Genomic DNA, 26071 nt, shown 5'->3' on the forward strand with positions numbered 1-26071 from the left:
GCAGCGCCCCGGGCTTGATGCCGCATCCTCTTGAGTTGGAAGGACGGTGTCGGGAACGAGTGCCTGCGTGGATGGGTCGCCCCAGCCGAGATCGGCGCTGGTGACCCGAGGGTGTCACCAGCGAACCGGACTGCCTGTCATTATCGCTAGACGTTAAACCGGAACTCGACTACGTCGCCGTCGGCCATCACGTAGTCCTTGCCCTCCATGCGAACCTTGCCCGCGGCCTTGGCCGCGTTCATCGAGCCGGCGGCGTCGAGGTCGGTGAACGACACGATCTCGGCCTTGATGAAGCCCTTCTCGAAGTCGGTGTGGATGACGCCCGCGGCCTTGGGCGCGGTGTCGCCCTGGCGGATGGTCCAGGCGCGCGCCTCCTTGGGACCGGCGGTGAGGTAGGTCTGCAGACCGAGCGTGTGGAAGCCGGCGCGGGCGAGCTGACGCAGACCGGGCTCGTCCTGCCCGATCGAGTCGAGGAGTTCTTGAGCGTCCTCCTCCTCGAGTTCGAGGAGTTCGCTCTCGACCTTGGCGTCCAAGAAGACGCAGTCGGCCGGTGCGACGGCGTCGCGGAGTTCCTGCTTGCGTGCCTCGTCGGTGAGAACGGCCTCGTCGGCGTTGAAGACGTAGAGGAACGGCTTGGCGGTCAGCAGATGCAGTTCGCGCACCGACGACAGGTCGAACGAGTCCTTCACCGAGAACAACGTCTTGCCGCTGTCAAGAACCGCCTGCGCCTTCTTGGCCGCGTCAAGCGACTCCGCCTGGTCCTTGTTCTTCTTCGCCTCCTTCTCGAGACGCGGAATCGCCTTCTCGAGAGTCTGCATGTCCGCCAGGATCAGTTCGGTCTCGATGACCTCGATGTCGGCGCGCGGATCGACGCGGCCGTCGACGTGCACCACGTCGTCGTCGGAGAACACGCGGACCACCTGGCAGATGGCGTCGGCCTCGCGGATGTTCGCGAGGAACTGGTTGCCCATGCCCTCGCCCTCCGATGCGCCCTTGACGATTCCCGCGATGTCGACGAAAGACACGACGGCGGGGAGGATCCGTTCGCTGCCGAAGATCTCGGCGAGCCGGTCGAGCCGCGCGTCGGGCAGTTCCACGACACCGACGTTCGGCTCGATGGTGGCGAACGGGTAATTCGCGGCGAGCACGTCGTTACGGGTCAGGGCGTTGAAGAGCGTCGACTTTCCGACATTGGGCAGGCCGACGATTCCGAGGGTAAGACTCACGGGAGGTCAGTCTATCTGCGTCTGCGCGCCCGACCTACCCGGCCCGCGCCTCCGCTTGCGGGACTCCTGCTGCGCCGCCCGGGCCGCCTCGTCTTCAGCGGCTATCTCATCGCCCGCGGCTCTGCCGATCTGTTCGAGGATGTACCTCAGGGCGACGGCGAGACACGACGCCGCGGGCACCGCGAGGAACGCTCCGGTGATGCCGAAGAGACTGCCGCCCAACGTCACCGACAGCAGCACGATGACCGCGTGCAGGTTCATCGACTTGGCCTGCAGCCACGGCGAGAGGACATTGCCCTCCAACTGCTGCACCGCCAGGATGATTCCGAGCACGATCAGGGCAGAGGTGAGCCCGTTCGACACGAGCGCGATCAGCACCGCGAGCGCACCGGCGACGAAGGCACCCACGATCGGGATGAATCCGCCCATGAACGTGATGACGATCAGCACTCCCGCGAGCGGCACGTCGAGCACCACCAGGCCGATGCCGATCAGGGCCGCATCCACGAAGCTGACGATGGCCTGGGTTCGGATGAAGCCGCCCAGCGTCTCCCACATCCGCCGCAGGATCTCGCTGATGTGAACGGCCCCCTCGGCCCCCATCGTGCGGTTGAGCCACGGCAGGAACTTGGGCCCGTCCTTGAGGAAGAAGAACACCAGGACGACGGTCGTGAACAGCGTCACCAGCACCGAGGTCGCGACGCCGACTCCGCTGAACACACCCGAGGCGATCGTGGTCGCGCTCTTCTGCAGCTTGCTGGTGATCTCGTTGACGAGAGCATTGATCTGATCGTCGCCGACGTTGAGCGGCGGACCCTGGATCCACTCCTGAACCCGATGCACACCGTCGACGGCGCGATCGGCCAGCTGCGGCGCCTGGTCGATGACTGACGGCACGATGCCGCCGATGACGCCGCCGATGACCGCGATCGCCGCCAGCAGCACCACGAGGGTCGCCGCCGCGGGCGGCACCCGCTTCGAGAGCAGCCACCGGACAGGCGGCCACAGCACCGTCGCGACGACGATACCGAGGATCACCGGCAGCAGGATCACCCAGAGCTTGGACATCACCCACAGCAGCGCGAACAAGAACACCATCACCAGCAGCATCTGCAAGGACACGATGGACGAGGACCGCAGGCCCGTCAGGAACACCCTGCCGCGCGTCGGATAGGGCTTGCCGGTGACCGGGTTCAGCAATCGCTCCGGGGTCGGCTCCGCGGCGGCTGCGTCGGCGCGGTCGCTCGTCCCGGTGTCGGGTTCCGGCGAAGATTCGTCGTTTCGGTCGCTCACGCGCCAATCTTCACATACGCCTCCGACATCCGCGGTCCGCCGCGCGAGGGGTCGTCCGACTGTCGTACGCGCCGGGAGACGGGAATGGAACCGAACCACGGTGCGGTGCGTCCAATTCAGTAGACGTCAGTCTGATCCCGGCGAGTCCATCACCTCGCCGGCCGACACCGGGAGGTCCGATGACCATGCCAACAGCCCCAGCCCTCGGCTGGACCACCGTCGCCACCGCCGACGGCCCGTTCACCGTCCTGTACGACGACGCGGACACCGTGCACGCCGCCGGCTGGACCGAGTCGGCCGAGTATCTCGCCGGGCTCATCGCTCCCGCCTTGCGCGGTGGTCAGCTCAGCCGGCGCCCGGCGGGCCCGGTCGCCGACGCTGTGACCGCTTACTACGACGGCGACTTCGCCGCTCCGTCCGGTGTCGCGGTGCGTCAGATCGCGGGCCCGTTCATCGCCGCGGCGTGGTCGGCATTGCGGCTGGTGCCGGCGGGATACCCGGTCACCTACGGTCAGCTCGCCGAACGCGCGGGGCGTCCGGCAGCGGTCCGCGGCGCCGCTCAATGCTGTGTGCGCAACGCCGCCGCCCTGTTCGTTCCCTGCCACCGCGTCACCAGGGCGAGCGGCGGTCTCGGCGGGTTCCGCTACGGGCTCGATCTCAAGCGGAACCTTCTCGCTCGTGAGGAGCCGCCGCCCGACCTCGAAGACTGAGCCGGCCACCGACGCCGCGGTCCGGACGACGAGTAGCCCGTGCGCCTCGAGCCGTCGGAGAGCTGCCAGGCCGGGATCGACGCCCGGGATCGATGTCAGAGGCTCGCGCCAAGATGGCGGCATGACACCAGCAGCGATCATCGGCCCGCTCTGTCTCATCGTCGGCGCACTCCTCGGGTGGTTCGCCCGCGGTACGGCGACGGGCGGACATCACTCCGGCGGCGAACGTCCCGGGCCGTCGCTGGGCGCGGAGGTCGACCTCGTGGTGGGTCCGCTGCGCGAGACACTCGGACGGCTGTCGGAGGAACTGCGGCGGAGCGAGGCCGGACGTGCCCACGCCTACGCCGGCCTCGCCGAACAGATGCGCGGAGTGCACGCGACCTCGCAGCGACTACACCAGCAGACCAGCCAGTTGGCCAGCGCACTCCACGCACCGCACGTTCGCGGCCGCTGGGGCGAGATCCAACTCGAAAGAATCGTCGAACTGTCCGGGATGTCGCGGCACTGCGATTTCGCGACGCAGGTACAGGGGCAGTCGGACGCCGACCGGGCCGTGCGACCCGACCTGGTGGTTCAACTCGCCGGTGGACGACGGATCGTGGTGGACGCCAAAGTGCCGCTGCACGCGTACCTGGAATCGACCTCCGGCGCAGTCCCCGACAACCGCGAGGTCATCGCCCGGCACGCGCAGGCCGTGCGGGCGCACGTGAACGTGCTGTCCGCGAAGTCGTACTGGTCCGCACAACCTGTGTCGCCGGAATTCGTCGTTCTGTTCCTGCCCGGCGACGGGGTTCTCGAATCTGCGCTGCGCGGCGACCCGGGGCTCCTCGACTACGCGTTCTCCCGTGACGTGGTGCTCGCCACGCCCAGCACCCTGATCGCCCTGCTGCGAACCGTCGCCCTGGGCTGGCGTCAGTATGCGCTCGCCGAGGACGCCGAGACCATTCATGCTCTCGGTCGCCAGCTGTACCAGCGGATAGATCAAGTGCTCGGCCACCTGGAGAAGACCGGTGCGTCCCTGCGCCGGGCCGTGGAGTCGTACAACTCGACGGTCGGAGCCATCGACAGTCGCCTCGGAGTCACCGCCCGCAAGCTCGCAGATCTGGAAGCCCTCTCGGGTACCGCCAACCCGTCGGTGCGGGTCAGCGACGGGATCAGCCCCGTCGATTCGGTGGTGAGATCAATATCACCGAGCCGATAGATTCAGGAAACTCACGGCTTCGGATCACGGCGATCGGCGGAGTTAACGGTACCGTTTAGTTGTGTTTTCGCGCTTGCTAGCCGGCTCTGCCGTGCCCGCCGACGAGCGGTCCGTCCTGCCCACCATCCGGGGTGTGCCCTGGTGGGGCGCCGTTCTGATCGCCGTCGGAGCCACGACTCTCGGCGCCGTCATCAGCGCCGATACGTCATCGTCACTGGGCCGGGCGTTCAAGGTGTGCTACCTGCTCGGGTGCGTTCTGGCCGCACTGTGCGTGCGGCAACGAGCACTGTTCACCGCAGCGGCACAACCGCCGCTAGTCGCGTTCGTGGTCGGCATCGTCACCCTCTACACCCTGAGTTCCGACAGCGCGCAGGGCATGCGGGACATCGTCCTGAAGGTGATCCTGCCGATCGCGACGAGCTTTCCATGGATCCTGCTGGCCTTCGTCCTGACCCTGGCCGTTGTGGTGGCGCGATTGCTCCTGGCTCGCCCCCAGGGCCTGGCCGTGTTCGGCAAGTTCACCGGGAAGTCGCGTCCGACCACCGCCGAGTCCGGTCGGCGGGCCGCCCCCGCGAAGAAGACCGCACCCCGCTCCGGGTCCTCGGGCAAGACCGGCTCCCCCAAGCGCGCCGCCACTCCGGCGGCGGCCGGCGCTCAGGCCAAGGCATCCGCAACGCGGCGAACCGGTGCGGCAGGCACCTCTGCGACGAAACGCACGGCCACGAGAGACGCGGCGGCCGGCACACAGCCCAAGGACGCAGCGACGCGCGAGACCAGGAGCAGAACTGCCGCGACCAAGCGGGTGCCCGCCGCGGCGGCGGCCCCGAAGGGCTCCGCGAACGCGAAGGACGCGGCCACCAAGCGTGCAGCCACTTCCCCCGCAGCCCCCCGAACCGCTGCTGCGTCGAAGGCCGCACCGGCCAAGCCCGCGCCCCAGCGCGCTGGCGGCGCCCGGCCCGCCGCCAAGCCCTCCGCCGATCCCGCGGCCGCTCAGCGACGGCCGGCAGCGGCGCAGAGCCCCGCTCCGTCCCCGACTCGCCCGGCGCCCCGGCCCCGACCGGCTCCGGCCGCCTCGCCGGCAGCCGCCGACGCACCCCGTCGCCGCGCCGCGCCGCAGACCATCCCGCCGCGCGATCCCAAAGGCCGTCCGCGTCGCACCGCGGGCCAGCTGCGGGACAAGAGCCAGATCGAGGACCTGACGGCCGGCGCCGACGAGCGCTGAGTCGATACCGGCCCCGAGCCGGCCGGGCGTCGAGACCTCAGATCTCGCCGAACCGACTTCCGTCGAGCCAGTCGCCGAGGTCGCGTGCCGCGGCCGCGATGGCCCGCGGCCAGTCGAACGCCGAGTCGTCGGCATTGTCGGTGACGACCTTGACCACGCGGAGAGGCAGTCCGTACTCGGCGCAGACGTGAGCGATCGCCGCGCCCTCCATGTCGACGAGATCGGCCCGCAACGCGAGCCGGTCCCGGTGCAGCGGATCGTTCACGAATGTGTCCCCGGTAGCCAGCACGCTGCCGTCGCCGCCCGCCACGTCCCATTCGTCAACCGTGTGATAGCCCATTGCGGCGAGATCCGCGGCACTGATGTCGTGCTCGATGACTCGCGAAGGTGTGAAGAGTCCGGTGCGCCCGTCGCGCAGCGCCCCCGCGGTGCCGATGTTGATCACCCGGCGGTAGTCACCGACAGCCAGCCGGTGCGTCACCTTGCTGGCCGCGCGAACCTTCCCGATACCGGTGATGAGCAGATCGGCCCCCGGCGGCACATGCGCGGCCTCGGCGCGGGTGGCCGAGACCACCAGCACCCCGTCCGGCGCGCTCACTCAGCGCGCCGCGACGCCTCGGTTCCGGTCCGGTCCGCGGCACCTGCCGCGGAGGCGAGGTCGCTGAGGCGCGCCAAGTAGTCGAATCGGTTGTTCGCGATGCGCATCACCACCTCGTAGGGAAGCGCGAACTTCCGCGCCCACCAGTAGCCGAACCGGATGTCGAACGAGGTGTAGACCATGAACTTGTTGCGGGTGACTCCGCGGAGGATCGCCGATGCCGCCTTCTCAGGCGTGACCGCGATCTTGTGGAAACCCGCGATCTCGCGCTGGATGGCGGTGTTGCCGCGATCGAGACCGACGATGTCGACGGTCTCGACCAAGGGAGTCGCCACACCGCCCGGGCACACCAGCGAGACTCCGATGTTGTGGCGTCGGAGATCGAATCGCAGTACCTCCGACACGCCCCGGATACCGAACTTGCTGGCGCTGTAGGCGGCGTGCCACGGCAGTGCCAGCAGCCCGGCGGCCGACGACACGTTCACGAGGTGACCGCCGGTGCCGCGGCGGACCATCTGAGGCACGAACGACTCGATGATGTGGATGGGGCCCATCAGATTGACGTCCACCATCTTCTTCCAATGGCGGTGTTCCAAGCGCTCGACCGTCCCCCACGCCGACACGCCCGCCACGTTCATGACGACGTCCATCACGCCGACCTCCGCGTCGACGCCCCGCGCGAACGCCGCCACCCACTCGTAGTCGGAGACGTCGCCGGCACGGTGGTAGAGAACGGTGCCCCGTCGATCGAGAATCTCCGCGACCACCGCGTCGAGAGCGTCGGCCTGAATGTCGGTGAGCACGAGCTGCGCCCCGGCGTCGGCGGCCGCCAGCGCGGTGGCGCGGCCGATGCCGCTGGCGGCGCCGGTGATCAGCACTTTGCGATCATGAAGCGAGGGCACGGGAGTCGGCACCACGAACAGCTCCCGGACGGACTGCAGGCTGGGAAGTTTCAGCGATGTCATGAGACCCATGACACAACCTTAGTCCACTCGTCAGATCGGGAGCTTGCCGCCGAACACCGCGTAGACCACCGCGAGGATCGCTTTGAGCACGTTGGCCGAGACGTCCTGGCCGTCGGTCATCAGAATGCGCTGCGCCTCCTGCGGGCTCTTGGCCTTGGCGAGCTTGTCGATCAGCGGGCCGATCGCCTCCACTCCGCTCAGCCCCGACAGGTCGGTGCCTTCGGACGGGCTCTCGGCTGCCGGTGCACTCGGCTGGGCACCGGGGTCCGGAGCCGGTGCGGTCGGATTGGCCGCGGCCGCGTGTCCGTCGAGGTAGGCCGAGATGCCCTCGGTGATCGCGACCGCGTACTTGGTGGCCCCCTGCGGGGACGACAGGACGGCCGCCTCGGCCGGATCGGACAGATTGCCCATCTCGATGAAGGCCGCCGGCACGCGCGTGAGATTGACCGCGGCGATGTCCGGCCGCGTCACGATTCCGTCGACAGCGCCCAGGTAGTTGGCCGGGGCGAAGCCAGCCTTCTTCATAGCGTCACGCAGGGTGTTCGACGCCTTGCGGCCCTCGCCCGACTGCACCGAGTCGACGGTCTTGTCCGGGATCGGCAGCGTCGGCACGATCATGTGAAAGCCGGTCTTGCTGGAATCGGCACCGGTGCTCGTCGAGTCCGCGTGGATGCTCACTGCCAGCGCGGCGCCCGACCGGCTCGCGGCCTCCGCCCGCTCGTCGACGCAACCGCCCCAGCCGGTGTCGTCGTTGCGACTCATCACCACGCGGGCACCCTTGCTCTCGAGTGCGGCCTTCACCAGCTGGGAGACGTCCCAGTTGATCGTGTGCTCGGCCTTGCCGGTGACCGCGGTGGCACCCGTGGTCTGGCAGTCCTTCTTGCCGCCGCGCCCGTCCGGCACCTGCTTCGCCAGATCGTGGCCCGCCGCCGATCCCTGATGGCCCGGGTCGAGGAACACCGTCTTGCCCGCCAACTCACCACTCTTGGGCGCCGCTTCGGTGGGCGCGACCGTCAGCAGTCCTCCGACGAGGACAGACGACGCGAGGACGGACGACGCGATCAGCACACGCCGGCGGAAACGTACAGCATTCATGGGCGGGTTGGGTGTGCGGGCACGGGGCGCACACACCACTCTCCTTCCGAGGATCCAAACACCATCTGTCACACAGACAACTTTGGTAACAGTGAACCAGTGCTTGAGGCTAGACGGCAAACGCAGGCTCGGATCTCACCGGGAATCGTTAGGTTGCTGTGACCAGATGACGCGTCAGATGGAGGATTCCGTTCACATCGTCGGGATCGGCGGGCGCGACGAGACCGTCGAGTGCTTCGCGGGTGGCCGCCGCATCGAGCCCCGCCCCGATGACGACGAGTGACGTACCCGGCGTCCGTCCGCGCCACGAGCCGGCGTCGACTCGGACGAAGCCTCCGACAGCCTGAACCGTGTACGCGGTGTCGCGGTGCCCGTCGAGATCGACCAGCACCGTTCCCTTGATCCGGTAAGCGCCGGCGGGCGGTCGTTCGAGGAACTGCGCGAGGCGCCGAGGGTCCACCGGCGCGGAGGTCTCGAGCGCCGCTGACTCGAAACCGGCGTGCAGATGATCGTGACCGTGGTCGTGGCCGTCGGGGTGGTCGTGGTCGTCGGCGAGGAGCAGTTCATCGAAGCTCAACTGACGAGGACCGTCGTCTCGGGCGATCTCCGCAGCGGGCTCGAAGAAGAGTTCCGGGTCCACCGCCGCGTCCGCCACCGGCAGGATCGGAGCGGTGGAGTTGATCATTCGAAGCCGCGCGATCAGCGATTGCACGGCGTCCTGGCCGGCGAGCAGATCGATCTTATTGCAGACCACCAGATCAGCGATCGCGAGATGCTCACCGAGTTGCGGGTGTTCGGCGATCGTGTCGTCGTAGTGAGCGGCGTCGACGACGTAGACGAGGCCGCCGTACGCCACGGTGGAGCTTCGCGCCGACAGCACCATCCGGATCAGTGCCTTGGGTTCGGCGATTCCGCTGGCCTCGATCAAGACCGCGTCGATGCCGTTTCCCGGGGCGGTCAGGCCGGCGAGTGTCTCGGCGAAATCCGACGCATCGGTAGTGCAGCACATACATCCGTTCTCAAGGCTGAGCGTGCCGCCCGACTGTCCGGAGACCAGAAGAGCGTCGATGTTGATGGACCCGAAGTCGTTGACGAGAACTCCGATCCGCCGGCCACCCGCGTGCCGGAGAACATGGTTGAGGAGCGTGGTCTTGCCCGCGCCGAGGAATCCCGCGAGCACCACGACCGGTGCGGCGGATGCGGTCACGTCGTCTGCTCACCGCGGCAGTCGGCGCAGAGCACTGCCAGATCGCGACCGTCGCCGTCCGGCAGATTGGCGACATCGCTCGTCGGAGTACCGCAGCGAAGGCACTTCCCTATCACCGCCGCTTCCGGACTGAAGTCGATTCTCATGCGTTTGTCGAAAACGTAGAGTGAGCCCTCCCACAGACCGCTGTCGCCGTACTGTTCTCCGTAGCGGACAATTCCCCCGTCGAGCTGATACACCTCGTCGAATCCACGAGCTTTCATCAATGCGCTGAGCACCTCGCAGCGGACACCGCCGGTGCAATATGTGACGACCGGCCGGCCTTTGAGATGATCGAGCGCACCGCTTTCCAGAAGCGGAAGGAAATCCCGCGTGGTGGTGACGTCGGGGACCACCGCATCCCGGAATCGGCCGATCTGCGCCTCGATCTTGTTACGGCCGTCCAGGAAGACCACTTCGTCACCGCGCCGGTCGACGAGCTCGTGCAACTGTTCCGGCGCCAGACGCACACCGGTGCCGACCACACCGTGATCGTCCAGACGCAGTTCTTCGGCGGCGCCGAAGGTCACTATCTCCGGGCGCACCTTCACGCTCAGGCGCGGGAAATCATCGCCTGTTCCGTCCGACCATTTGATGTCGGCGTCTTTGAATGCGGGATAGCTCCGGGTGGCACGGACATAACGTTTGACGTCGCGGATGTCACCTCCCACTGTTGCGTTGATGCCGTGAGATGACACGATGATCCTGCCGCGCAGTCCGGAGGCCTCGCAGACGCTCTGTTGCCAGAGTCGGATCGCCTCCGGGTCCGGCAGCGGAGCGAAGACGTAGAACAACACGATCTTGGGAGTCGCCACAGTGCAAGGGTACGGACCTCGAACACGCCTGCCCCTCGTCGCCCTGGTATGCCTCGGCGTCTCGGTCCTGACGTCGTGTTCGCTGCTGAGCACGGACGCATCACCCAGCAAGATCGTGATCCCGGGCACGAATGCGCCGAGCACCGAATCGCCGGCGCCTTCGCTCTCGCCGACATCCGCGTCCCGCACGGTCGGCATCCGCCGAACGGAGGCTCCGTGGAGCTATGAACGCGTCATCAAGGCGGCGCCTCGAGCCAGCAATTCCGGATTCCAGGTCGGCGCCACCTCGGCCGACGGCCGGACGTCCGATGTCTCCGGTTTTCATTTCTCGACGCCGGACCGCGGCGTGAGATGCTCCACCGGCAACAACGGCGCCGATGCTCTGGTGTGCGTCGGCGAGCACGTCCGGGGCGCCAAACGCGCCGCCGACGCCACCGCCGAGTGCGATTGGCAGGCCGATTACGTGGTGCTCGACGCCAACGGACCGAAAGCAGGCGCGTGCGCTAACAGTTATCCGGTGTTGTTCCGGTCACGCATCCTCGGCTCCGGTCGTGCGATCAATGTCGACCGTTTCGCCTGTCTCACCGATTCCGACGACCTCTACTGCGTAGAGTCCAGTTCCGGCACCGGCTTCGCGATTACCGCTAATGGATACAGTGCGATTAGGGCGGATGAACGCGCCCCCGCATCACTGCTCGGATTGGATTCCGACGCCGATAGCCCGACGGTCAATAATCGCAATTCCTCACCAGTGGTCCCGACCCGTTGAATACGTGTACGCTGAGCGCAGATAAACGCCGCTGCGCACTCGGGTGAGGACATGCGCGGCGGGCTCGAATCAACCGGAGGACCACAGATGGCCAAGAAGACCGTGATCCAGATCGTCGACGATATCGACGGCGCAGAACTCGACGAGTACGAAACCGTCCACTGGAGTCTGGACGGTAAGAACTACGAGTTCGACACCTCCCCCGAGCATGCCGAAGAGTTCCGCAACCACGTCGCCACGTACATCGCCGCATCTCGTGTCACCGGCGGTCGCGCCGCCGCTCGCCGCGCCGCGCCGACCGCCGCACGTGGCCGCACCAACACCCGCGTGATCCGCCAGTGGGCGTCCGACAACGGTTACACGGTCAGTGATCGCGGCCGCATTCCGGCAGACATCATCGCGGCGTACGAAGCAGCGAACTGACACTCGCCGACGCGTCGGCCACAGCGCCCCGGACCAGGTCTCACTGACCGGTCCGGGGCGTTTTGCGATCGGCGTCCGATCCGTCCGTTACACCGCGGCCGAGTTTTCTCACCCCGTGGTTTTAATTGCGGAATCAGCAGCGCGCCGGATTACCCTGTCCAATCATGACTCTGCTTTCCGCAGCCCGCCGGCGCTGGCTGCCGCTGCTGGCCGTCGCTCTGCTGGTGGCGCTGCTGGCATCCTGCTCCAGTTCGGCGTCCAGCGACGATTCCGGACTCTGCTCACCTCCCGGCGTGGAGAGCGCCTCCGCCGCACCGACGAATCTCGCCAGCGCCGCTGCGGCCCCCGACCGGTTCACCACCGAGTCGACTCGGCCGCTCGACGAGATCGACACCTCCAGGCTCGGCCTCATCAAGCCCGGAACCCTGGTGGTCGGCACGCTGTCGGATGCGCCGCCCAGTATCTGTGTGAATTCGCAGCAGCAGTACACGGGCATGGACAACGAGATGCTCAAGGCGATCGCCGCCAAGCTCGGTCTCAAAGTGGAATTCATCGGCACGGAGTTCTCCGGCCTGCTCGCCCAGGTCGCCGGGCACCGGTACGACGTGGGATCGTCGTCGATCACCACCACTGACGAACGTCGCCAGACCGTCGACTTCACCAACGGTTACGACTTCGGCTACTTCGCTCTAGCCGGCCCGGCGAACGGCCGGGTGCAGAGCTTCGGCGATCTCAACCCGAGCACCCGGATCGGCGTCGTTCAGGGCACGGTTCAGGACGACTACGTCACGAACACCCTCAAGCTGAGCGCGGTGAAGTTCCCGGACTATGCGACCGCATACGCAAACCTGAAATCCGGTCAGATCGACGCATGGGTGGCCCCGAGCCAGCAGGCCGAGGGCACCGTTCAGGCCGCCGACGGAATGAAGATCCTGGAGAACACCTTCAGCATCAACAACTTCACCGCGTGGGCCGTCGCCAAGGGCAATCAACCGCTCGTCGACGCGCTGAACAGCGGGCTCGACGCGATCATCGCGGACGGCACCTGGGCTCGCCTGTACAGCGATTGGGCGCCGCGACCGCTTCCGGACGGCTGGAAGCCGGGCTCCAAGGCCGCGCCGAAGCCGGTGCTGCCCGACTTCGAAGCGATCGCGAAGGCGAATGAGGGCAAGCCGAAAGCCGACGCCGCGCCGAAGAGCACGTGGCAGCAACTGCGCGAGACCTTCTTCAGCGGTGAACAGTTCACCAAGGCATTGCCCGAACTGATCAAGACCGGTCTGCCGAACACCCTGAAGATCGCGATCACGTCGGGGATCCTGGGCACCGTCGGCGGCATGCTCCTGGCGATGGCCGGGATGTCGCGCAGCCGGTGGCTGCGTTGGCCGGCCCGCGTCTACACCGATATCTTCCGGGGTCTGCCCGCCGTCGTCGTCATTCTGATGGTCGGCCTGGGATTCGGGCCGGTGGTGAAGAACCTGACCGGCGGCAATCCCTTCTGGCTCGGCTCGGTGGCCCTCGCCCTGCTCGCCGCCGCCTATATCGGCGAGATCTTCCGATCCGGCATCCAGAGCGTGGAATCGGGTCAGATGGAGGCCGCGCGGGCGCTCGGCTTCTCCTACCGCCGATCCATGCGACTGGTAGTGATCCCCCAGGGCGTCCGACGCGTCCTTCCGGCTCTGGTCAACCAGTTCATCGTGCTCATCAAGGACTCGTCGCTGATCTACTTCCTGGGTCTGACGCTGACGCAGCGGGAACTGTTCGCCGTCGGCAAGGACTTCAACGCCAACAGCGGCAACCTCACCCCGCTGCTGGCCGCAGGCCTGCTGTATCTCGTGATGACGGTGCCGCTGACCCACCTCGTCAACTACATCGACAACCGTCTGCGCACTGGAAAGGCGTGAGCATCGTGGCGAACTCGCATCCCCTCGTCGATCGCGGTGCCGCGGTCTCCCTGACCGGGCAGGACCTGCACCTGAGCTTCGGCGACAACCACGTCCTGCGCGGCGTGGACATCCATGTGGAGGCCGGTACCACCACCACGGTCATCGGTCCGTCCGGATCGGGCAAGTCCACGCTCCTGCGCGTTCTCAACCGGCTCCACGAGCCGCAACAGGGCGATATCTTGATCGACGGCCGCAGCGTCCTGAAGGACGACCCGGATCAACTGCGCCGCCGGATCGGCATGGTGTTCCAGCAGTTCAATCTGTTCCCGCACCGCACCGTGGCGCAGAATGTGGAACTCGGTCCGCGCAAACTGCTCGGCCTCGACAAGGACGAGGCGCGGGCGCTCGCCATCGCCCAACTCGAGTCGGTGGGATTGGCGCACAAGGCCGACGCGCGGCCCTCGACCCTCTCGGGCGGACAGCAGCAGCGCGTGGCCATCGCCCGTGCGCTGGCCATGCATCCGCAGATCATGTTCTTCGACGAGGCCACCAGCGCCTTGGACCCGGAGCTGGTCAAGGGTGTGCTCGCGTTGATGACCGATCTGTCCGAACAAGGCATGACGATGATCGTGGTGACGCACGAGATGGGCTATGCCCGCGACGTCTCCGACCACGTCGTGTTCATGGACGAGGGAATGGTGGTGGAGACCGGGGCACCGGAACAGATCTTCACCGATGCGCGCAGCGACCGCCTGAAGACGTTCCTGTCGCAGATCCTCTGACGCGGGACGCTGCCTCAGCGGCCGACCAGCGCTGCGAACTCCGCAGAGGTGTAGAACGGGCTCAACCGGCGGCGCAGAGCCGCCTCGACGAACCCGTCGGCGTCGATCCGTGCGATGACGGGCGGACCGAACCGCATCGCCTCCTCCACCAGGTCGTCGCGCCCCACGCCCAACTCGTCGAGCAGATCCGACAGCGAGGTGGTGCCGTACGTGTCGAAGACCTCGTCGACGCCCTCGTCGAGAATCGCTCGGAAGAACGGCGTCTCGCGGAACGTGCGCCAGAACTCGAAGACCAGCACCACTGCGTCTTCGACATCCGAACTGCTCAGCACGTCGCGCACATCACCGACGCTCTGATCGGCGCCGGCCAGCCATACCTCGCGAGCGGCGTCGAGCACGAGATGATCGGCTTCGGCGCGGTTGGCTGCGAGCACCGTGCGGGCGCAGCGCCTCGCGATTCGCTCGACCATCGAATCGACGACGGCCGCCACCGGGCCGGGCATCCGGGAGGAGTCGACCGCCCGTTGGATCGCCTCCACGCACGCATCCTCGGTCGCCGGACTGTCGAGGACGCGCTTGAGCATCCGCCGCGACAGACCCAACTCGGCGACGCCGGCCGCCAGTTCCTCGTAACGGCGCCTCTCGAGAACGTCACCGAGCCGGGTGTCGTCGCCAGTCGAGTAATCGTAGATCCGTGAGGCGACGGTGCCGACGAGACCGGGGATGGCGCCGTCGACCGGGAATGCGATCGCGTACTTGCGTGCGACGGCCTTGACCAGATCGCGGGAGACGGCCTCTTCGAGCGGCAACTGGTCTGCGGCGTCGAGGAACGCCGTGATCTCCTCCTCCACCAGCGCCGCGAACGCCACGGAGTCGGTGAGCCGGCGGCGCTCGTAATCGACGTGAGCGTCGAGAAGTCTCGCGGCGAGGTCTGCGGCGTCCGATGACATGCCACTCATGCTACGAAACCTCGTCCGGGCTCGGCGGATCGTGCACGACGTGGGTCTCGCGCGCCGCGCGCCCGGCACTCGGCACTCCGAACCTCCCGGTCCGTCGCCGCACCGCGACGGTCGCGGCCGTGACGACGAGCATCGCCGCGACGGAGATCCACACGGCCGAGGTCGGCCCGGTCAGATCATGGGTGGCCGCTCCGATCATTCCGCCGACGGCGAGCGCGAACCACAGGGACAGGTTCCGGAGCCACAGCATGCGGGGACCGCCGGTGAACGCCTCGACGAGTTGTTGTCCGGCCTTCACGAGCGTCCCCGTCATGTAGGTCAGGCCGATGCTCACCTCGCCCTTCCTCAGGAAGGTGGAGTTCATCGCGCCCATCGCCGCGGGCAGTCCGATCGCGAAGGCGGACGACGGAGCCACGAACACGCAGGCCAGGGCGCTCGTCGCCAGCAGAACGGTGGTGGTGAGGAGAACGGTGGTCCGGCCGTCCCAGAACCGCGCGGCGATCGCACCGATCACGGCACCGCAGAAGAACATGGCGAGGATCGATGCCACGGTGCCCGCACCGCCGAGGCGACCGGTGCCGAGTTGCGTGGCGAGTTCGGTGGTGTTGCCGCTCATGAACGACACGAACGATCCCTTGAGTTCCAAGAAGCCGACCGCGTCGAGGTAACCGGCGATTCCGGAGAGCGTCACCGCGAGCGCGATCTCCCGCCGATGCGCGGACCTCACCGTCCGGCCAGCATCTGTCGGAGCACCGTGACCACGCCTGCGTCGACGTTGCTGGGAGCCCGGAACCGCGCACGTTCGAGCACGTCGGGGTGCGAATTGGCCATCGCGAACGACCACCGTGCGGCGTCGAGCATCTCGAGATCGTTCAGGTAGTCGCCGAAGACGACCGTGTGCTCGGGGCCCACGCCGAGAAGAGCCTGCAGTTCCCGGACACCGGTGGCCTTGTGCGTCCCCGGCGCGGTGATGTCGATCCAGTGGCTCCCCGACACCGCGAGCTTGTGGTCGCCGACCAGTGGAGCGAACAGTTCCGCGGCGCTCGACTCGGCGTCGGCGAAGTCGTAGATCGCGAGCTTGACCACATCGCCGTCGATCTGGGACTGATCGACCACATGCTCCAGCCGGACGCAGTACCGGCGAGCGTGAACGACGAACTCGGCGTCGTCGGACTCGATGAAGGCTCCGTCGGTCCGGTGCACGAGCAGTCGGAGGTCACGCCCGTGCCGATCGGCCTCGCGGACGGTGTCGATGACCGTGGCGACCAGCGCGGGATCGATGGTCGACGACGTCAACAGCCTGCCGTCGTGCATCACCATGCTGCCGTTCTCGGCGACGTACGAGAGCGTGCCGCGGTGCGGGGCGAAGATCTCCTCGAGGGTGTAGTACTGCCGACCGCTCGCCGGGACGAACGCGATACCGCGCGCGGTCAACTCGTCGAGGATAGGCCAGAAGGCGTCGGGAACCCGGCCGGCGTCGTCGAGCAGCGTTCCGTCCATGTCGGCGACGACCATCCGGATGTCCGCTGACCGAAGCCCATCAAGCATGTCTCGATGGTAATGCCGACGGCACCGCACCTCAGGCACCAGCGGCCCGACGCGGGGCGCCGACCGGCGATCAGCTGCCGGTCAGAAGAAGTCGCCGCCCCCGAAATCACCGAAGTCCCCGCCGTCGAAACCACCGAAGCCGTCGCCGAAGTCGCCGCCGCCGTCCCCGTAATCGCCGCCACTGTCCCCGCCGCCGTCCCCGCCGCTGTCCCCGCTGTCGCCGCCGCCGTCGGAGTAGTCGCCGCCGGCCATATCGGCGTCGGCGACCCCGTGCGGGACACCCGCCATTCCGGAGAACAAGGAGCTGAACAGCAGCGCCGATCCCACGCCCCACGCACCGCCGATGAGCGCCGGACGCCACCACGGCTCGGAGTACCAGCCCGCGGGCACCGGGCGTCCCGCCACGCGACCGCCCGGATAGTAGTTGGGCGTCTGGCTGGACGGCTGCGGCGACGCCTCGACGGTGCGGCCGTCGAACTCCACCGACCGCTCCTCGGTCACCGATCCGGCCGCGCGCTGACCCTCGAGTTCGGGGATCGGGGGACCCGGATCGAGTTTCAGCGCGGTGCGGGCCGCTCGGATGTAGTACAGGCCTTCCACAGCGGTCTGTTTGGCGAGTCCGGCCTGAGCGGGACTGGACGCCTGCTCGATCTGCGAGCCGGCCGCGGTGAACCGCTCGCCCGCGTCGGCGAGTGCCTGCTTGGCAGCCGGGTCGTCGCCCGGGTCGAGCGAGTACACCTGGCCGCCGAGTCGTTCGATCGCCTGCCGCGCATCGGCCTTGGCGTCGTCGAGAGAGACTCGTCCGGATTGGGCGGTGACGGTGCGGTTGCGCATCATCGAAAACACTCCGACGGCGATCAGCGCGATGACGAGGATGAAGAGGATCTCTAACACCCTCTCCAGCGTACGGATCGTGCGGGCGGGCGGCGACGATGCGAGTCAGCGGAGCCCGTCGAGTTTGACCGGATTCCGCACCGCGTACACCGCCGTCACCTTCTCTCCCGTCACTTCGACCGAGACCACGCTGTCGAGATCCCCGTCGATCGTCACCACCAACGACGGCATGCCGTTCACGACCGTCATCCGCATCCCCACCTCACCCAGGGTCGGTGCCTTGGCGAAGAGTCCGGCCGCCATCCGCGCCACCCGGGCCGCACCCTCGATCGGCCGGCGCGCCGCCGCCACGACGCCGCCACCGTCGCCCATGTACACCACACCGGGAGAGAGCGTGTCCATGAGTTCCTGGAGATTGCCGGTGGCGGCCGCGGTCAGAAACCGCTCGGCGACCGCCCGCGCATCCTCGGGGTCGGCGACCGCGGCGGGGCGTCGGGCACGGACGTGGTTTCGTGCGCGATGCGCTATCTGCCGGACCGCGGGCTGTGACTTTCCGATCGCGTCGGCGATCTCGGCGTACCCGAAGTCGAAGACCTCGCGCAACACGAAGACCGCGCGCTCGTCGGGAGTGAGCGACTCGAGGACGAGGAGCATCGCGGTCGTGACGGCTTCCCCGGACAGGACGTGGTCGAGTCCGGAGTCCTCGGCAGTCGACTCGAGCGGTTCCGGCAGCCACGGACCGACGTATGTCTCGCGTCGTCGCGACGACGCCCGCGCGGCGTTCAGCGCCTGTCGGGTCACGATCCGCGCCAGGTACGCGCGCGGGTTCTCGACCTCCGACCGGTCGCCTTCCTGCCAGCGCAGCCAGCTCTCGGACAGTACGTCCTCCGCGTCGGCGACGGACCCGAGGATCTCGTAAGCGATCGAGAACAGCAGGGGACGGTGCTGGGTGAACTCCGCGACTCCGGGTGGCTCGGCGGCGCTCATGCCGCGCCCGGCTTCCACGAGTACCGTCCGGCGCGGACGGTGTGCACGGTGCTGCGGCACACCTGCTCCTTGATCGCCGCGGCCGTGCGCCCGCGTAGCCAGAGGCTCGCCGGACTGTCGTCGCGGTGCACCCTCTGGACCACGCCGTCGGAGCGGCCCAGCGACACGCACTGCGCCACGAACGCGACGGAATAGGGCTTGTGCGACCGGCCCGTGAAGTCGGCGGCGATCAGATCCGCGGCGTACGCCCCCTGCGGAATCGCCGCCTGGCAACTCATGCGCGATCCCGGAACCGCCACTCCGTCGCCGACCGCGATCACCCGCGGATCGCTCACACTGCGCAGATGATCGTCCACCATCACACGGCCGGCGTCGTTCACCTCCAGCCCGCTCTGGAGAGCCAGTTCGCCCACCCGGCTCGCGTTGGCCCACACCGTCAGCGCCGCGTCCCGTCCGCCCGACCACCGCTGTCGGACCACCTCGACGCCGTGCCCGGCGAGCACCTCGGCGACCTGCGCTCGGGCCTTCGCGCCGAGCGATCGGGCGATCGGCGCATCGCTGAAGAGCCGGATCCGCACGTCGCGGCGCCGAGCTGCGATCTCCGTCGCGGTCTCCACCCCCGTCAGCCCACCTCCGACGACGTCGACCGCGGCCCCGTCCGGCAGGGAGCGCAGTCGTTCGGCGGCCACGGCAGCCGACTCGGGCGCGCCGACGTCCACGGCTCCCTCCGGAGCGCTCGGTGCACCGCCGACCGCATAGACGAGACGGTCGAACTCCAGCGCGCCACCGTCACTCAGGGCCACCGAACCGTCCGCGATCTTCGTCACCGCCGCGATCCGGGTCGTCACCGAATCGTCGAGCATCTCGGCCAACGGGCGGGCCGCGGTCCCGCTGCCCGCGACCACCTGGTGCAGTCGGATGCGTTCCACGAACTCCGGGCGCGGATTGACGACGACGATCTCAGCGCCGCGCGCCCGTCGCGCCAACCGGTTCGCGGCCATCGTCCCCGCGTACCCCGCTCCCACGATCACGATCTTCATGACGACCTCCCAGGTGTTGTTCTCGATCAGACACCCATGGGACACCGCGGGGCCGCCACCCGTGACACGCTCCGCCAGTGATCGTGGAGATCGGCGTCTCCGGTCACCGCCGCACCGCGGATTCGTCGCCGCTCCAGCGCAGACGCAGTTCACGCTTGAGCACCTTTCCGGTGGCTGTGCGCGGCAGCACGTCGACGAAGTGCACCGCCCGCGGGCTCTTGAAGTGGGCGATCCGCTCGCGGGTCCAGGCGATCAGCTCCGCTTCGGAAACCTCCGACCCCGGTTTGGCGGCGACCACCGCGGTCACCGACTCGCCCCATTTCTCGTCGGGCAGGCCGATCACCGCGACCTCCGCGACGGCCGGATGCCGGTACATCGTCTGCTCCACCTCCGAGGCGTAGACGTTCTCTCCGCCGGTGACGATCATGTCCTTCTTCCGGTCGACGATCCGGTAGTACCCCGCCTCGTCGCAGGTGGCGAGATCGCCGGTGTGGAACCAGCCGTCCTGCAGCGCCTCGGCCGTGGCCTCGGGCTTGTTCCAATAGCCGACGAAGACGTTGGGACCGCGAACCAGAAGCTCGCCGATCACGCCCGGCGGCACCTCGTCTCCCTCACCGTCGGCCACCTTCATCTCCACATGGAGCACCGGCTTGCCGACCGATCCCGCGTACGCGACGGCCTCGTCGACCTCCAGAACGCAGACGTTCGGAGAGGTCTCGGTGAGCCCGAAACCCTCGCAGAGCCGAACGCCGTGCCGCGTGAGACTCTCGATCAGCACCACCGGGCACGGCGCACCACCGGAGATGCCGAACCGCAGTGAGCTCAGATCCGCGGTCTCGACAGCCGGCGAGGCATCGATCGCGGCCCACATCGCGGGCACCGCGAACGCCACGCTGACCCGATGCTTCGCGACCGCGTCGAGCCACGCGTCGGGAGTGAAGGTCTCCAGCACCACGGTGGTTCCCCCGATGTAGAGCAACGGCAGTGTGATGACACCCAGCGCACCGATGTGGAACAGGGGCGCCGAGGCGATGTTGACATCGCGCGGTCCGACGCCGTCGCCGGCGGTGAGGTTGTTGATGCCGTTCCAGTGGTGATTGGCGTGGGTGAGCATCGCTCCCTTCGGAAAGCCGGTGGTCCCCGAGGTGTACATGAGCATCGACAGGTCGTCGGCGGCGACGTCGACCGGCACCCGCTCGTCGCTGCCCTCGGCGATGAGTGCCTCGTACTCCGAGGGCTCGCCGGCGGCACGCTGCTCGCCCGACGGGATCTCGACGATGCCGGACACCTCGGTTCCCTCGGCCGCGGCACGGGCCAGAGCCGCAGTCTGGGGTGAGACGAACAGGAGGCGGGCACCGGAGTCGTTGAGGATGTACTGCACTTCGGGGGCCTGCAGGCGCCAGTTGATCGGTACGGCCACCGCACCGAGTTTGGCGACGGCGAGGACCACCTCGAGCATGTGGGTGCTGTTGAGAGTGAGGAGGGCGACCCGGTCTCCTCGGCCGATGCCGCGCGAGCGCAAGGCGTCGGCCAGAGCGTTGGTCCGGAGATCCAGTTGTTCGAAGGTGTACTCGGCGCCGGTCGTCGCGTCGATCAGTGCGACGCGGTGTGGATGCCGCACCCGGTGCAGGGTGGGCCAGTTGCCGATGCCGTTGTCCATGTGACGATCCCATCGATTCGCGCGGCGCCGCCGCGGTGGTGCGTGATGTGGATCACCGTAACCTCACGAAGAAAAAGTCACAAGCGCTTGTTTTTGTGCCGTCGGTGCGGGTCGCCCGAGTCACGCGCCGGCCGGGCCCGTGAGCAACTCGATGCGTCGTTCGCCCTCCACATCCGCGAGCAGTGCCGATCCCGCCGGGCGCAGGTCGACGGCCGCGCCGTAGACGATCGGCCAGCCGAGATAGCGACAGATGAACGACCGGGAGAAGTGCCCGTGCGAAACAACCACCACGTCACGGCGGACCAGTTCGGCCTCGACGTACCGCACTACCCGATCGACGCGCTGCGTCATCTCCTGGACCGACTCACCTCCGGGCGCTCCATGCGTCCAGATCGACCAGTCCGGCTCGTATTCCGCGCGGATCTGCGACCGCGTGATCCCCTCATAGTCGCCGTAATCCCATTCGGCGAAGTCCTCGCCGACCTCGTCGGGCGCCAACTCGGCCAGTTCCGCCGTGCGCCGGGCACGGCGGCGCGGCGAGGAGACGACGTACGGATCCTCCAACCCGAGACGCTGGGCGATGCCCGCCAGCGCGCTCGCCTGCACCTCTCCCGTCTGCGTCAATCCGATATCGGTGCGCCCGGTGTGCCTGCCCGTCCGTGACCACTCGGTCTCCCCGTGGCGGATCAACAGGATGCGGGGGTGACGGGTGCAGGTGTTCACCGCTCGTACCGTACCGATCGCGTCGGCCGGACGCGTCCCGAGCTACTCGAACCGCTCCAGGGTCTGCGGGTCGTACAGCCGGAAGCCGAGCGAGCGCATCAAGTCGATCACCACGTTGATGTCGTGCGGCTCGACGCCGTAGCCGGTGAAGACCACGAGTTGATCGTCCATGAAGACGTCGAAGGCCGGTCCGTCCGCGGCCGTCCCTCCCGGCGGGTAGAGCATGTTCTGATTGCGAGACCAACGGTCGAGGTCTCCGATGGCGCTCTCGACGGCCGCGGCGTCGACGGGGCGGACGCCCGCGACCCTCTCACCGCTGTTCAACCTGTTGTAGGTCTCGCCGCAGTCCGCGGAATCGCCTCCCGACCAGAACGCCAACGTGTAGCTCATGCTCCCGATTGTCCACGACTCCCCCGCGGTGGACAGTGGTATTCGACGGGCGCTCCGCGCCCCGGCGGGCGCGTAGCCTGAGGCCATGCTCTTCGCTTTCTCGATCGCTCCCGGAACCAGTGACGACCCCGACGGATCGGTCAGCGCGGCCGTCGCGGAGGCGGTCCGGGTGGTACGCGCCTCCGGCCTTCCCAACGAGACGACCTCGATGTTCACCACCGTCGAAGGAGACTGGGACGAGTGCATGGCCGTCATCAAAGCGGCCTGCGAGGCCGTGGCCGCGCACAGTCCGCGCGTGAGTCTGGTGCTGAAAGCGGACATGCGCGAAGGATTCTCCGGTCAGCTCACCGAGAAGGTGGAGAGGATCGAGCAGCGTCTGCGCGCGGAGCCCTGAGCCACTGCTGAGATCATGCGTGTCGCGGGCCGTCGAGGGAAGATCGCCCTCGGGCGAGGCTCTCTCGACTGATCTCCGCAGCACGTCCGTCAGAGTTCGCGGACGCGACCGTCCTGGACGTCCCAACGGCGGTCGACGTGGACGTTCTCCAGCATCCGGCGGTCGTGGGTCACGACCAGCAGCGCGCCGTCGTAGCTGTCGAGCGCTGATTCGAGTTGCTCGATCGCGGCCAGATCGAGGTGGTTGGTCGGCTCGTCGAGCACCAGCACGTTGACGCCGCGGACCTGCAGCAACGCGAGCGCCGCCCGGGTGCGCTCGCCGGGCGAGAGGTCGGCGGTCGGACGCCCCACGTGATCGGCGCGCAGTCCGAACTTCGCCAGCAGCGTCCGCACCTCCTCGGTCGTGGACTCCGGGACCAGTTCCTCGAAGCGGTCCGCGAGCAGCTCCGGTCCGGAGAACTGCGCACGCGCTTGGTCGACCTCACCGATGGCGACATTCGCGCCCAAGGCGGCGGTGCCGGAGTCCGGCTCGATGCGCCCCAGGATCAACCCCAGCAGCGTCGATTTCCCCGCACCGTTGGGACCGGTGATGCCGATGCGCTCACCGGCGTTCACCTGCAGTGACACCGGCCCCAAGACGAACTCGCCCTGCCGGACGACGGCGTCGTTGAGAGTGGACACCACCGAACTCGACCGCGGCGCCGCTCCGATGGAGTACTCGAGAACCCACTCCTTGCGCGGCTCGACGACCTCTTCGAGGCGCGCGATCCGGCTCTCCATCTGCCGTACCTTCTGCGCCTGCTTCTCACTCGAATCAGTGGCCGCCTTGCGACGCACCTTGTCGTTGTCGGGATTCTTGCGCATCGCGTTCCGCACGCCCTGGCTCGACCACTCCCGCTGCGTCCGAGCCCGTGCCACGAGGTCGGCCTTCTTCTCGGCGTATTCCTCGTAGGCCTCGCGTCGGTGCCGGCGCGCCACTTCCCGTTCCTCCAGGTAGCTCTCGTATCCACCGCCGAAGACGGTGTTCGTGTGCTGTGCCAGGTCGAGTTCCAGGACGCGGGTCACACTTCTCGACAGGAACTCCCGGTCGTGGCTCACAAGGACCACGCCGCCGCGCATGCCGGCGACGACCTCTTCCAGCCGGGCCAGGCCGTCGAGGTCGAGATCGTTGGTGGGCTCGTCGAGAAGGACGATGTCGAAGCGGGAGCACAGCAACGCCGCCAAGCCCACGCGCGCGGCCTGACCTCCGGAGAGACCGGTCATCAGCGCCGACTCGGGTGCGCCGGCGGTCGTGTCGCATCCCAGCTCGGCGAGCACCGCGGGCAGGCGTTCGTCGAGATCCGCAGCTCCGGTCGCGAGCCAGTGATCCAGGGCCGCGGAGTAGGCCTCGTCCCCGGTCCCGTCGGCCAGCGCCGCCGCGGCCGCGTCCATCGCGGCCGTCGCCGCCGCGCAACCGGTCCGTCGGGCCACGTATTGGCCCACCGTCTCGCCCGGCACCCGCTCATGCTCCTGAGGCAACCAGCCCACGAAGGCGTCCGACGGCGCCCGCACCACCGTTCCCTCCAGCGGTGCGAGATCACCGGCGAGGATGCGGAGCAGCGTCGTCTTCCCGGCACCGTTGGCGCCGACCACCCCGACCACATCGCCGGGCGCCACCGTGAGGTCGAGATGATCGAACAGCACCCGATGGGCGTACCCACCGGAGACGTCCTTGGCGACGAGCGTTGCGGTCATCGGTCCATCGTCGCATCCGCGGGCGCGCGCTCGACGGGGCGGCTCACGGGTGCTCGTCGGTGGCTCGCGAATCGGTCAACGCCGACGCACCCCACACGGAGACCACCCCGACCACCACCGCGAGCACCGCGAATGCGATGCGCTCGCCGCGGAAGAACGAGGCGACGAGGTCGCTGCCCCACACGCCCGGCGGCAGACTGGTCGTGACCAGCGCGGCGATCATCGTGCCGATCACCGCGGTGCCCACGCTGGTGCCGATCTCCTGCGCGCTGTCGTTGAGCGCGGTGCCGATCGACGTCCGGTTGCTCGGCATCGCTCCGACCAGCGCCACCGCGCAGATCGTCATCACCGTCCGCAGACCGATCGTCAGCGTCACCATGAAGACGGCGATCGCCGGGTAACCGTGGTCGACGGCCCACGCGAGTCCGGCGAGCGAGCCCGCGAGGAATCCGGCGCCGATCACACACGCGATCCGATGACCGAATCTCTTCGCCAGGTACTCCGAGAGCGGGGTCGCGAGAATCATCGTGATGATGAGGGGCAGGTTCGCCAGTCCCGCCCGCATCGGACTCCACCCGTACGCGTACTGGAAGTGCAGAATCAGGCCGAACATCACACCGGCCATCGCGATCGACGTACCCACCTGCGCGATCGCCGCTCCCCGCACGGTGCCGTCGGCGAAGACGCCGAGGTCGAGCATCGGTTCGGGGGTGCGGCGCTCATGCCACACGAAGGCGCCGAGGGCGACCGCCGCCCCGACCGCCGACGCCCATACCGGGCCGGACGTCCAGCCGTGCTCCACACCCGCGGTGAGGGTGTAGCACCCGAGACCGATCGCGAGAATGCTCAGGGCCGCGCCCGGCAGATCGAGACGATCTCCGGTGAGATCCTGCGGATCGTCGGCGGGGACCCCGAGCCGGACACCGATCCACGCGATCAGCGCGATCGGGGCGTTGACCAGGAGAAGCCATTCCCAGCCGACGTGTGCCAGCGCCGTTCCGCCCAGCACCGGACCGAGGATGAAGCCGCTCATGCCGACGACGATCATCAGCGTCATCGCGCGCATGCGGAGCGCCGCGTCGTCGAAGAGGCGGAAGACCAGCGAGTTGGTGATCGGGGCCATCGCGGCAGCGGCGACGCCGAGCAGCGCGCGAAGGGCGATCAGTTCGCCCGTCGAGGAGACGGCGAGAACTCCGAGGCTGATCACGCCGAAGGCGGCGAGCCCGACGAGCAGAACCCGTCGTCGCCCCAGTTTGTCGGCCATCGATCCGGCGGTCAGCAGCAGACCCCCGAAGGTCAGCGAATAGGCGCCCGTGACCCATTGGAGTGCGGTGGTGCCGCTGCCCAGATCACGCCCGATGGTCGGCAGTGCGATCGAGAGCAACGTGTTGTCGACCATCTCGACGAAGAACGCAAGGCACAGGGCGGCCATCGGCATCCAGGCGGCACGGACGGATGTGTAGGTCCGGGATCGTGCGGTCCCGGAGCGCGAGGTCTCGGCGACGTCAGTCATGAGACACCTCCTTATCGAACGATGTTCGGTTATCGAACCTTGTTCGATACAATAGAACGGCG

General features: G+C 68.0%; 26 protein-coding genes. 8 read left to right on the plus strand and 18 right to left on the minus strand.

The window, feature by feature from the left end:
• Nucleotides 1-146: 146 nt before the first annotated feature.
• Both ychF and P5P27_RS14115 read right to left on the minus strand, forming a co-directional pair.
• Entirely contained in the window at nucleotides 147-1226 is a 1080-nt protein-coding gene (ychF, locus tag P5P27_RS14110) for a redox-regulated ATPase YchF (RefSeq protein ID WP_006895779.1), read from the minus strand.
• 6 nt (nucleotides 1227-1232) lie between these two features.
• Nucleotides 1233-2519 carry an AI-2E family transporter gene (locus tag P5P27_RS14115; protein ID WP_006895777.1) on the minus strand — a complete coding sequence of 429 codons (1287 nt, stop codon included), beginning with the start codon at nucleotides 2517-2519 and terminating at the stop codon, nucleotides 1233-1235.
• A 179-nt stretch (nucleotides 2520-2698) separates the two neighbouring features.
• Between P5P27_RS14115 and P5P27_RS14120 the strand changes: the two genes are divergently transcribed.
• The 3 genes from P5P27_RS14120 to P5P27_RS14130 all read left to right on the plus strand — a co-directional run bounded on the left by P5P27_RS14120 (nucleotide 2699) and on the right by P5P27_RS14130 (nucleotide 5652).
• Nucleotides 2699-3229 carry a methylated-DNA--[protein]-cysteine S-methyltransferase gene (locus tag P5P27_RS14120; protein WP_006895775.1) on the plus strand — a complete coding sequence of 177 codons (531 nt, stop codon included), beginning with the start codon at nucleotides 2699-2701 and terminating at the stop codon, nucleotides 3227-3229.
• A 121-nt stretch (nucleotides 3230-3350) separates the two neighbouring features.
• Nucleotides 3351-4430, plus strand: a complete 1080-nt coding sequence (locus P5P27_RS14125) for a DNA recombination protein RmuC (protein WP_006895774.1) — start codon at nucleotides 3351-3353, stop codon at nucleotides 4428-4430.
• A gap of 91 nt (nucleotides 4431-4521) precedes the next feature.
• Complete coding sequence (locus tag P5P27_RS14130; RefSeq protein WP_278124545.1) at nucleotides 4522-5652, plus strand: DUF6542 domain-containing protein; 1131 nt, start codon at nucleotides 4522-4524, stop codon at nucleotides 5650-5652.
• A 37-nt stretch (nucleotides 5653-5689) separates the two neighbouring features.
• On the opposite strand, the gene P5P27_RS14135 is transcribed toward P5P27_RS14130, so the two are convergent.
• The 5 genes from P5P27_RS14135 to trhO all read right to left on the minus strand — a co-directional run bounded on the left by P5P27_RS14135 (nucleotide 5690) and on the right by trhO (nucleotide 10371).
• A complete protein-coding gene (locus P5P27_RS14135; protein WP_006898247.1) occupies nucleotides 5690-6250 on the minus strand; it encodes a nucleosidase in 561 nt (186 codons plus the stop codon).
• Nucleotides 6247-7224, minus strand: coding sequence for an SDR family oxidoreductase (locus tag P5P27_RS14140; RefSeq protein WP_006898248.1), 978 nt, complete (start codon nucleotides 7222-7224; stop codon nucleotides 6247-6249). The genes P5P27_RS14135 and P5P27_RS14140 overlap by 4 nt, the downstream gene beginning before the upstream one ends.
• A gap of 21 nt (nucleotides 7225-7245) precedes the next feature.
• Nucleotides 7246-8310, minus strand: coding sequence for an N-acetylmuramoyl-L-alanine amidase (locus tag P5P27_RS14145; protein ID WP_039868183.1), 1065 nt, complete (start codon nucleotides 8308-8310; stop codon nucleotides 7246-7248).
• Nucleotides 8311-8458: 148 nt separating this feature from the next.
• The gene (locus P5P27_RS14150; protein ID WP_006898250.1) at nucleotides 8459-9517 is read right to left on the minus strand and encodes a CobW family GTP-binding protein; all 1059 of its coding nucleotides are present in this window, start codon (nucleotides 9515-9517) and stop codon (nucleotides 8459-8461) included.
• The gene (trhO, locus tag P5P27_RS14155; protein WP_045538322.1) at nucleotides 9514-10371 is read right to left on the minus strand and encodes an oxygen-dependent tRNA uridine(34) hydroxylase TrhO; all 858 of its coding nucleotides are present in this window, start codon (nucleotides 10369-10371) and stop codon (nucleotides 9514-9516) included. Before trhO ends, P5P27_RS14150 begins: the two co-directional genes overlap by 4 nt.
• A 115-nt stretch (nucleotides 10372-10486) precedes the next feature.
• Here trhO and P5P27_RS14160 point away from each other — a divergent pair, with 115 nt between their 5' ends.
• The 4 genes from P5P27_RS14160 to P5P27_RS14175 all read left to right on the plus strand — a co-directional run bounded on the left by P5P27_RS14160 (nucleotide 10487) and on the right by P5P27_RS14175 (nucleotide 14228).
• On the plus strand, nucleotides 10487-11140 hold the full coding sequence (locus P5P27_RS14160) for a hypothetical protein (RefSeq protein WP_278124553.1): 654 nt from the start codon (nucleotides 10487-10489) through the stop codon (nucleotides 11138-11140).
• 87 nt (nucleotides 11141-11227) lie between these two features.
• Nucleotides 11228-11563 (plus strand): histone-like nucleoid-structuring protein Lsr2, encoded by a 336-nt coding sequence (locus P5P27_RS14165; protein ID WP_006898253.1) that lies wholly within the window; start codon nucleotides 11228-11230, stop codon nucleotides 11561-11563.
• A 164-nt stretch (nucleotides 11564-11727) separates the two neighbouring features.
• Nucleotides 11728-13464: an ABC transporter substrate-binding protein/permease gene (locus P5P27_RS14170; protein ID WP_278124557.1), complete on the plus strand. Its 1737-nt coding sequence runs from the start codon at nucleotides 11728-11730 to the stop codon at nucleotides 13462-13464.
• 5 nt (nucleotides 13465-13469) lie between these two features.
• Entirely contained in the window at nucleotides 13470-14228 is a 759-nt protein-coding gene (locus tag P5P27_RS14175; protein WP_006898255.1) for an amino acid ABC transporter ATP-binding protein, read from the plus strand.
• Between the two features lie 14 nt (nucleotides 14229-14242).
• On the opposite strand, the gene P5P27_RS14180 is transcribed toward P5P27_RS14175, so the two are convergent.
• The 9 genes from P5P27_RS14180 to P5P27_RS14220 form a co-directional block, all read right to left on the minus strand.
• The gene (locus tag P5P27_RS14180) at nucleotides 14243-15178 is read right to left on the minus strand and encodes a hypothetical protein (protein WP_062367808.1); all 936 of its coding nucleotides are present in this window, start codon (nucleotides 15176-15178) and stop codon (nucleotides 14243-14245) included.
• Between the two features lie 10 nt (nucleotides 15179-15188).
• Nucleotides 15189-15914, minus strand: coding sequence for a YoaK family protein (locus tag P5P27_RS14185; RefSeq protein WP_062367788.1), 726 nt, complete (start codon nucleotides 15912-15914; stop codon nucleotides 15189-15191).
• Nucleotides 15911-16735 carry a Cof-type HAD-IIB family hydrolase gene (locus P5P27_RS14190; protein ID WP_062367789.1) on the minus strand — a complete coding sequence of 275 codons (825 nt, stop codon included), beginning with the start codon at nucleotides 16733-16735 and terminating at the stop codon, nucleotides 15911-15913. Before P5P27_RS14190 ends, P5P27_RS14185 begins: the two co-directional genes overlap by 4 nt.
• 81 nt (nucleotides 16736-16816) lie before the next feature.
• On the minus strand, nucleotides 16817-17629 hold the full coding sequence (locus P5P27_RS14195) for a DUF1542 domain-containing protein (RefSeq protein WP_278124561.1): 813 nt from the start codon (nucleotides 17627-17629) through the stop codon (nucleotides 16817-16819).
• A 45-nt stretch (nucleotides 17630-17674) separates the two neighbouring features.
• Nucleotides 17675-18556, minus strand: a complete 882-nt coding sequence (locus P5P27_RS14200; protein WP_006898260.1) for an RNA polymerase sigma-70 factor — start codon at nucleotides 18554-18556, stop codon at nucleotides 17675-17677.
• Entirely contained in the window at nucleotides 18553-19596 is a 1044-nt protein-coding gene (locus tag P5P27_RS14205) for an NAD(P)/FAD-dependent oxidoreductase (RefSeq protein WP_278124564.1), read from the minus strand. The genes P5P27_RS14200 and P5P27_RS14205 overlap by 4 nt, the downstream gene beginning before the upstream one ends.
• Nucleotides 19597-19699: 103 nt before the next feature.
• Complete coding sequence (locus P5P27_RS14210; RefSeq protein ID WP_006898262.1) at nucleotides 19700-21256, minus strand: acyl-CoA synthetase; 1557 nt, start codon at nucleotides 21254-21256, stop codon at nucleotides 19700-19702.
• Between the two features lie 120 nt (nucleotides 21257-21376).
• Nucleotides 21377-21979, minus strand: a complete 603-nt coding sequence (locus P5P27_RS14215; RefSeq protein WP_062367793.1) for a histidine phosphatase family protein — start codon at nucleotides 21977-21979, stop codon at nucleotides 21377-21379.
• Nucleotides 21980-22021: 42 nt separating this feature from the next.
• Nucleotides 22022-22369: a hypothetical protein gene (locus P5P27_RS14220; RefSeq protein ID WP_222111157.1), complete on the minus strand. Its 348-nt coding sequence runs from the start codon at nucleotides 22367-22369 to the stop codon at nucleotides 22022-22024.
• Nucleotides 22370-22454: 85 nt separating this feature from the next.
• Between P5P27_RS14220 and P5P27_RS14225 the strand changes: the two genes are divergently transcribed.
• Nucleotides 22455-22763, plus strand: coding sequence for a thiamine-binding protein (locus P5P27_RS14225; RefSeq protein ID WP_006898265.1), 309 nt, complete (start codon nucleotides 22455-22457; stop codon nucleotides 22761-22763).
• An 89-nt stretch (nucleotides 22764-22852) separates the two neighbouring features.
• Here the strand turns inward: P5P27_RS14225 and P5P27_RS14230 are convergent, their stop codons facing one another.
• Both P5P27_RS14230 and P5P27_RS14235 read right to left on the minus strand, forming a co-directional pair.
• A complete protein-coding gene (locus P5P27_RS14230; RefSeq protein WP_222111158.1) occupies nucleotides 22853-24496 on the minus strand; it encodes an ABC-F family ATP-binding cassette domain-containing protein in 1644 nt (547 codons plus the stop codon).
• A gap of 43 nt (nucleotides 24497-24539) precedes the next feature.
• On the minus strand, nucleotides 24540-26009 hold the full coding sequence (locus P5P27_RS14235; RefSeq protein WP_062367795.1) for an MFS transporter: 1470 nt from the start codon (nucleotides 26007-26009) through the stop codon (nucleotides 24540-24542).
• Nucleotides 26010-26071: the final 62 nt, after the last annotated feature.

The organism is Gordonia sihwensis (assembly GCF_029632925.1).
GTDB classification, from domain to species: Bacteria; Actinomycetota; Actinomycetes; order Mycobacteriales; family Mycobacteriaceae; genus Gordonia; species Gordonia sihwensis.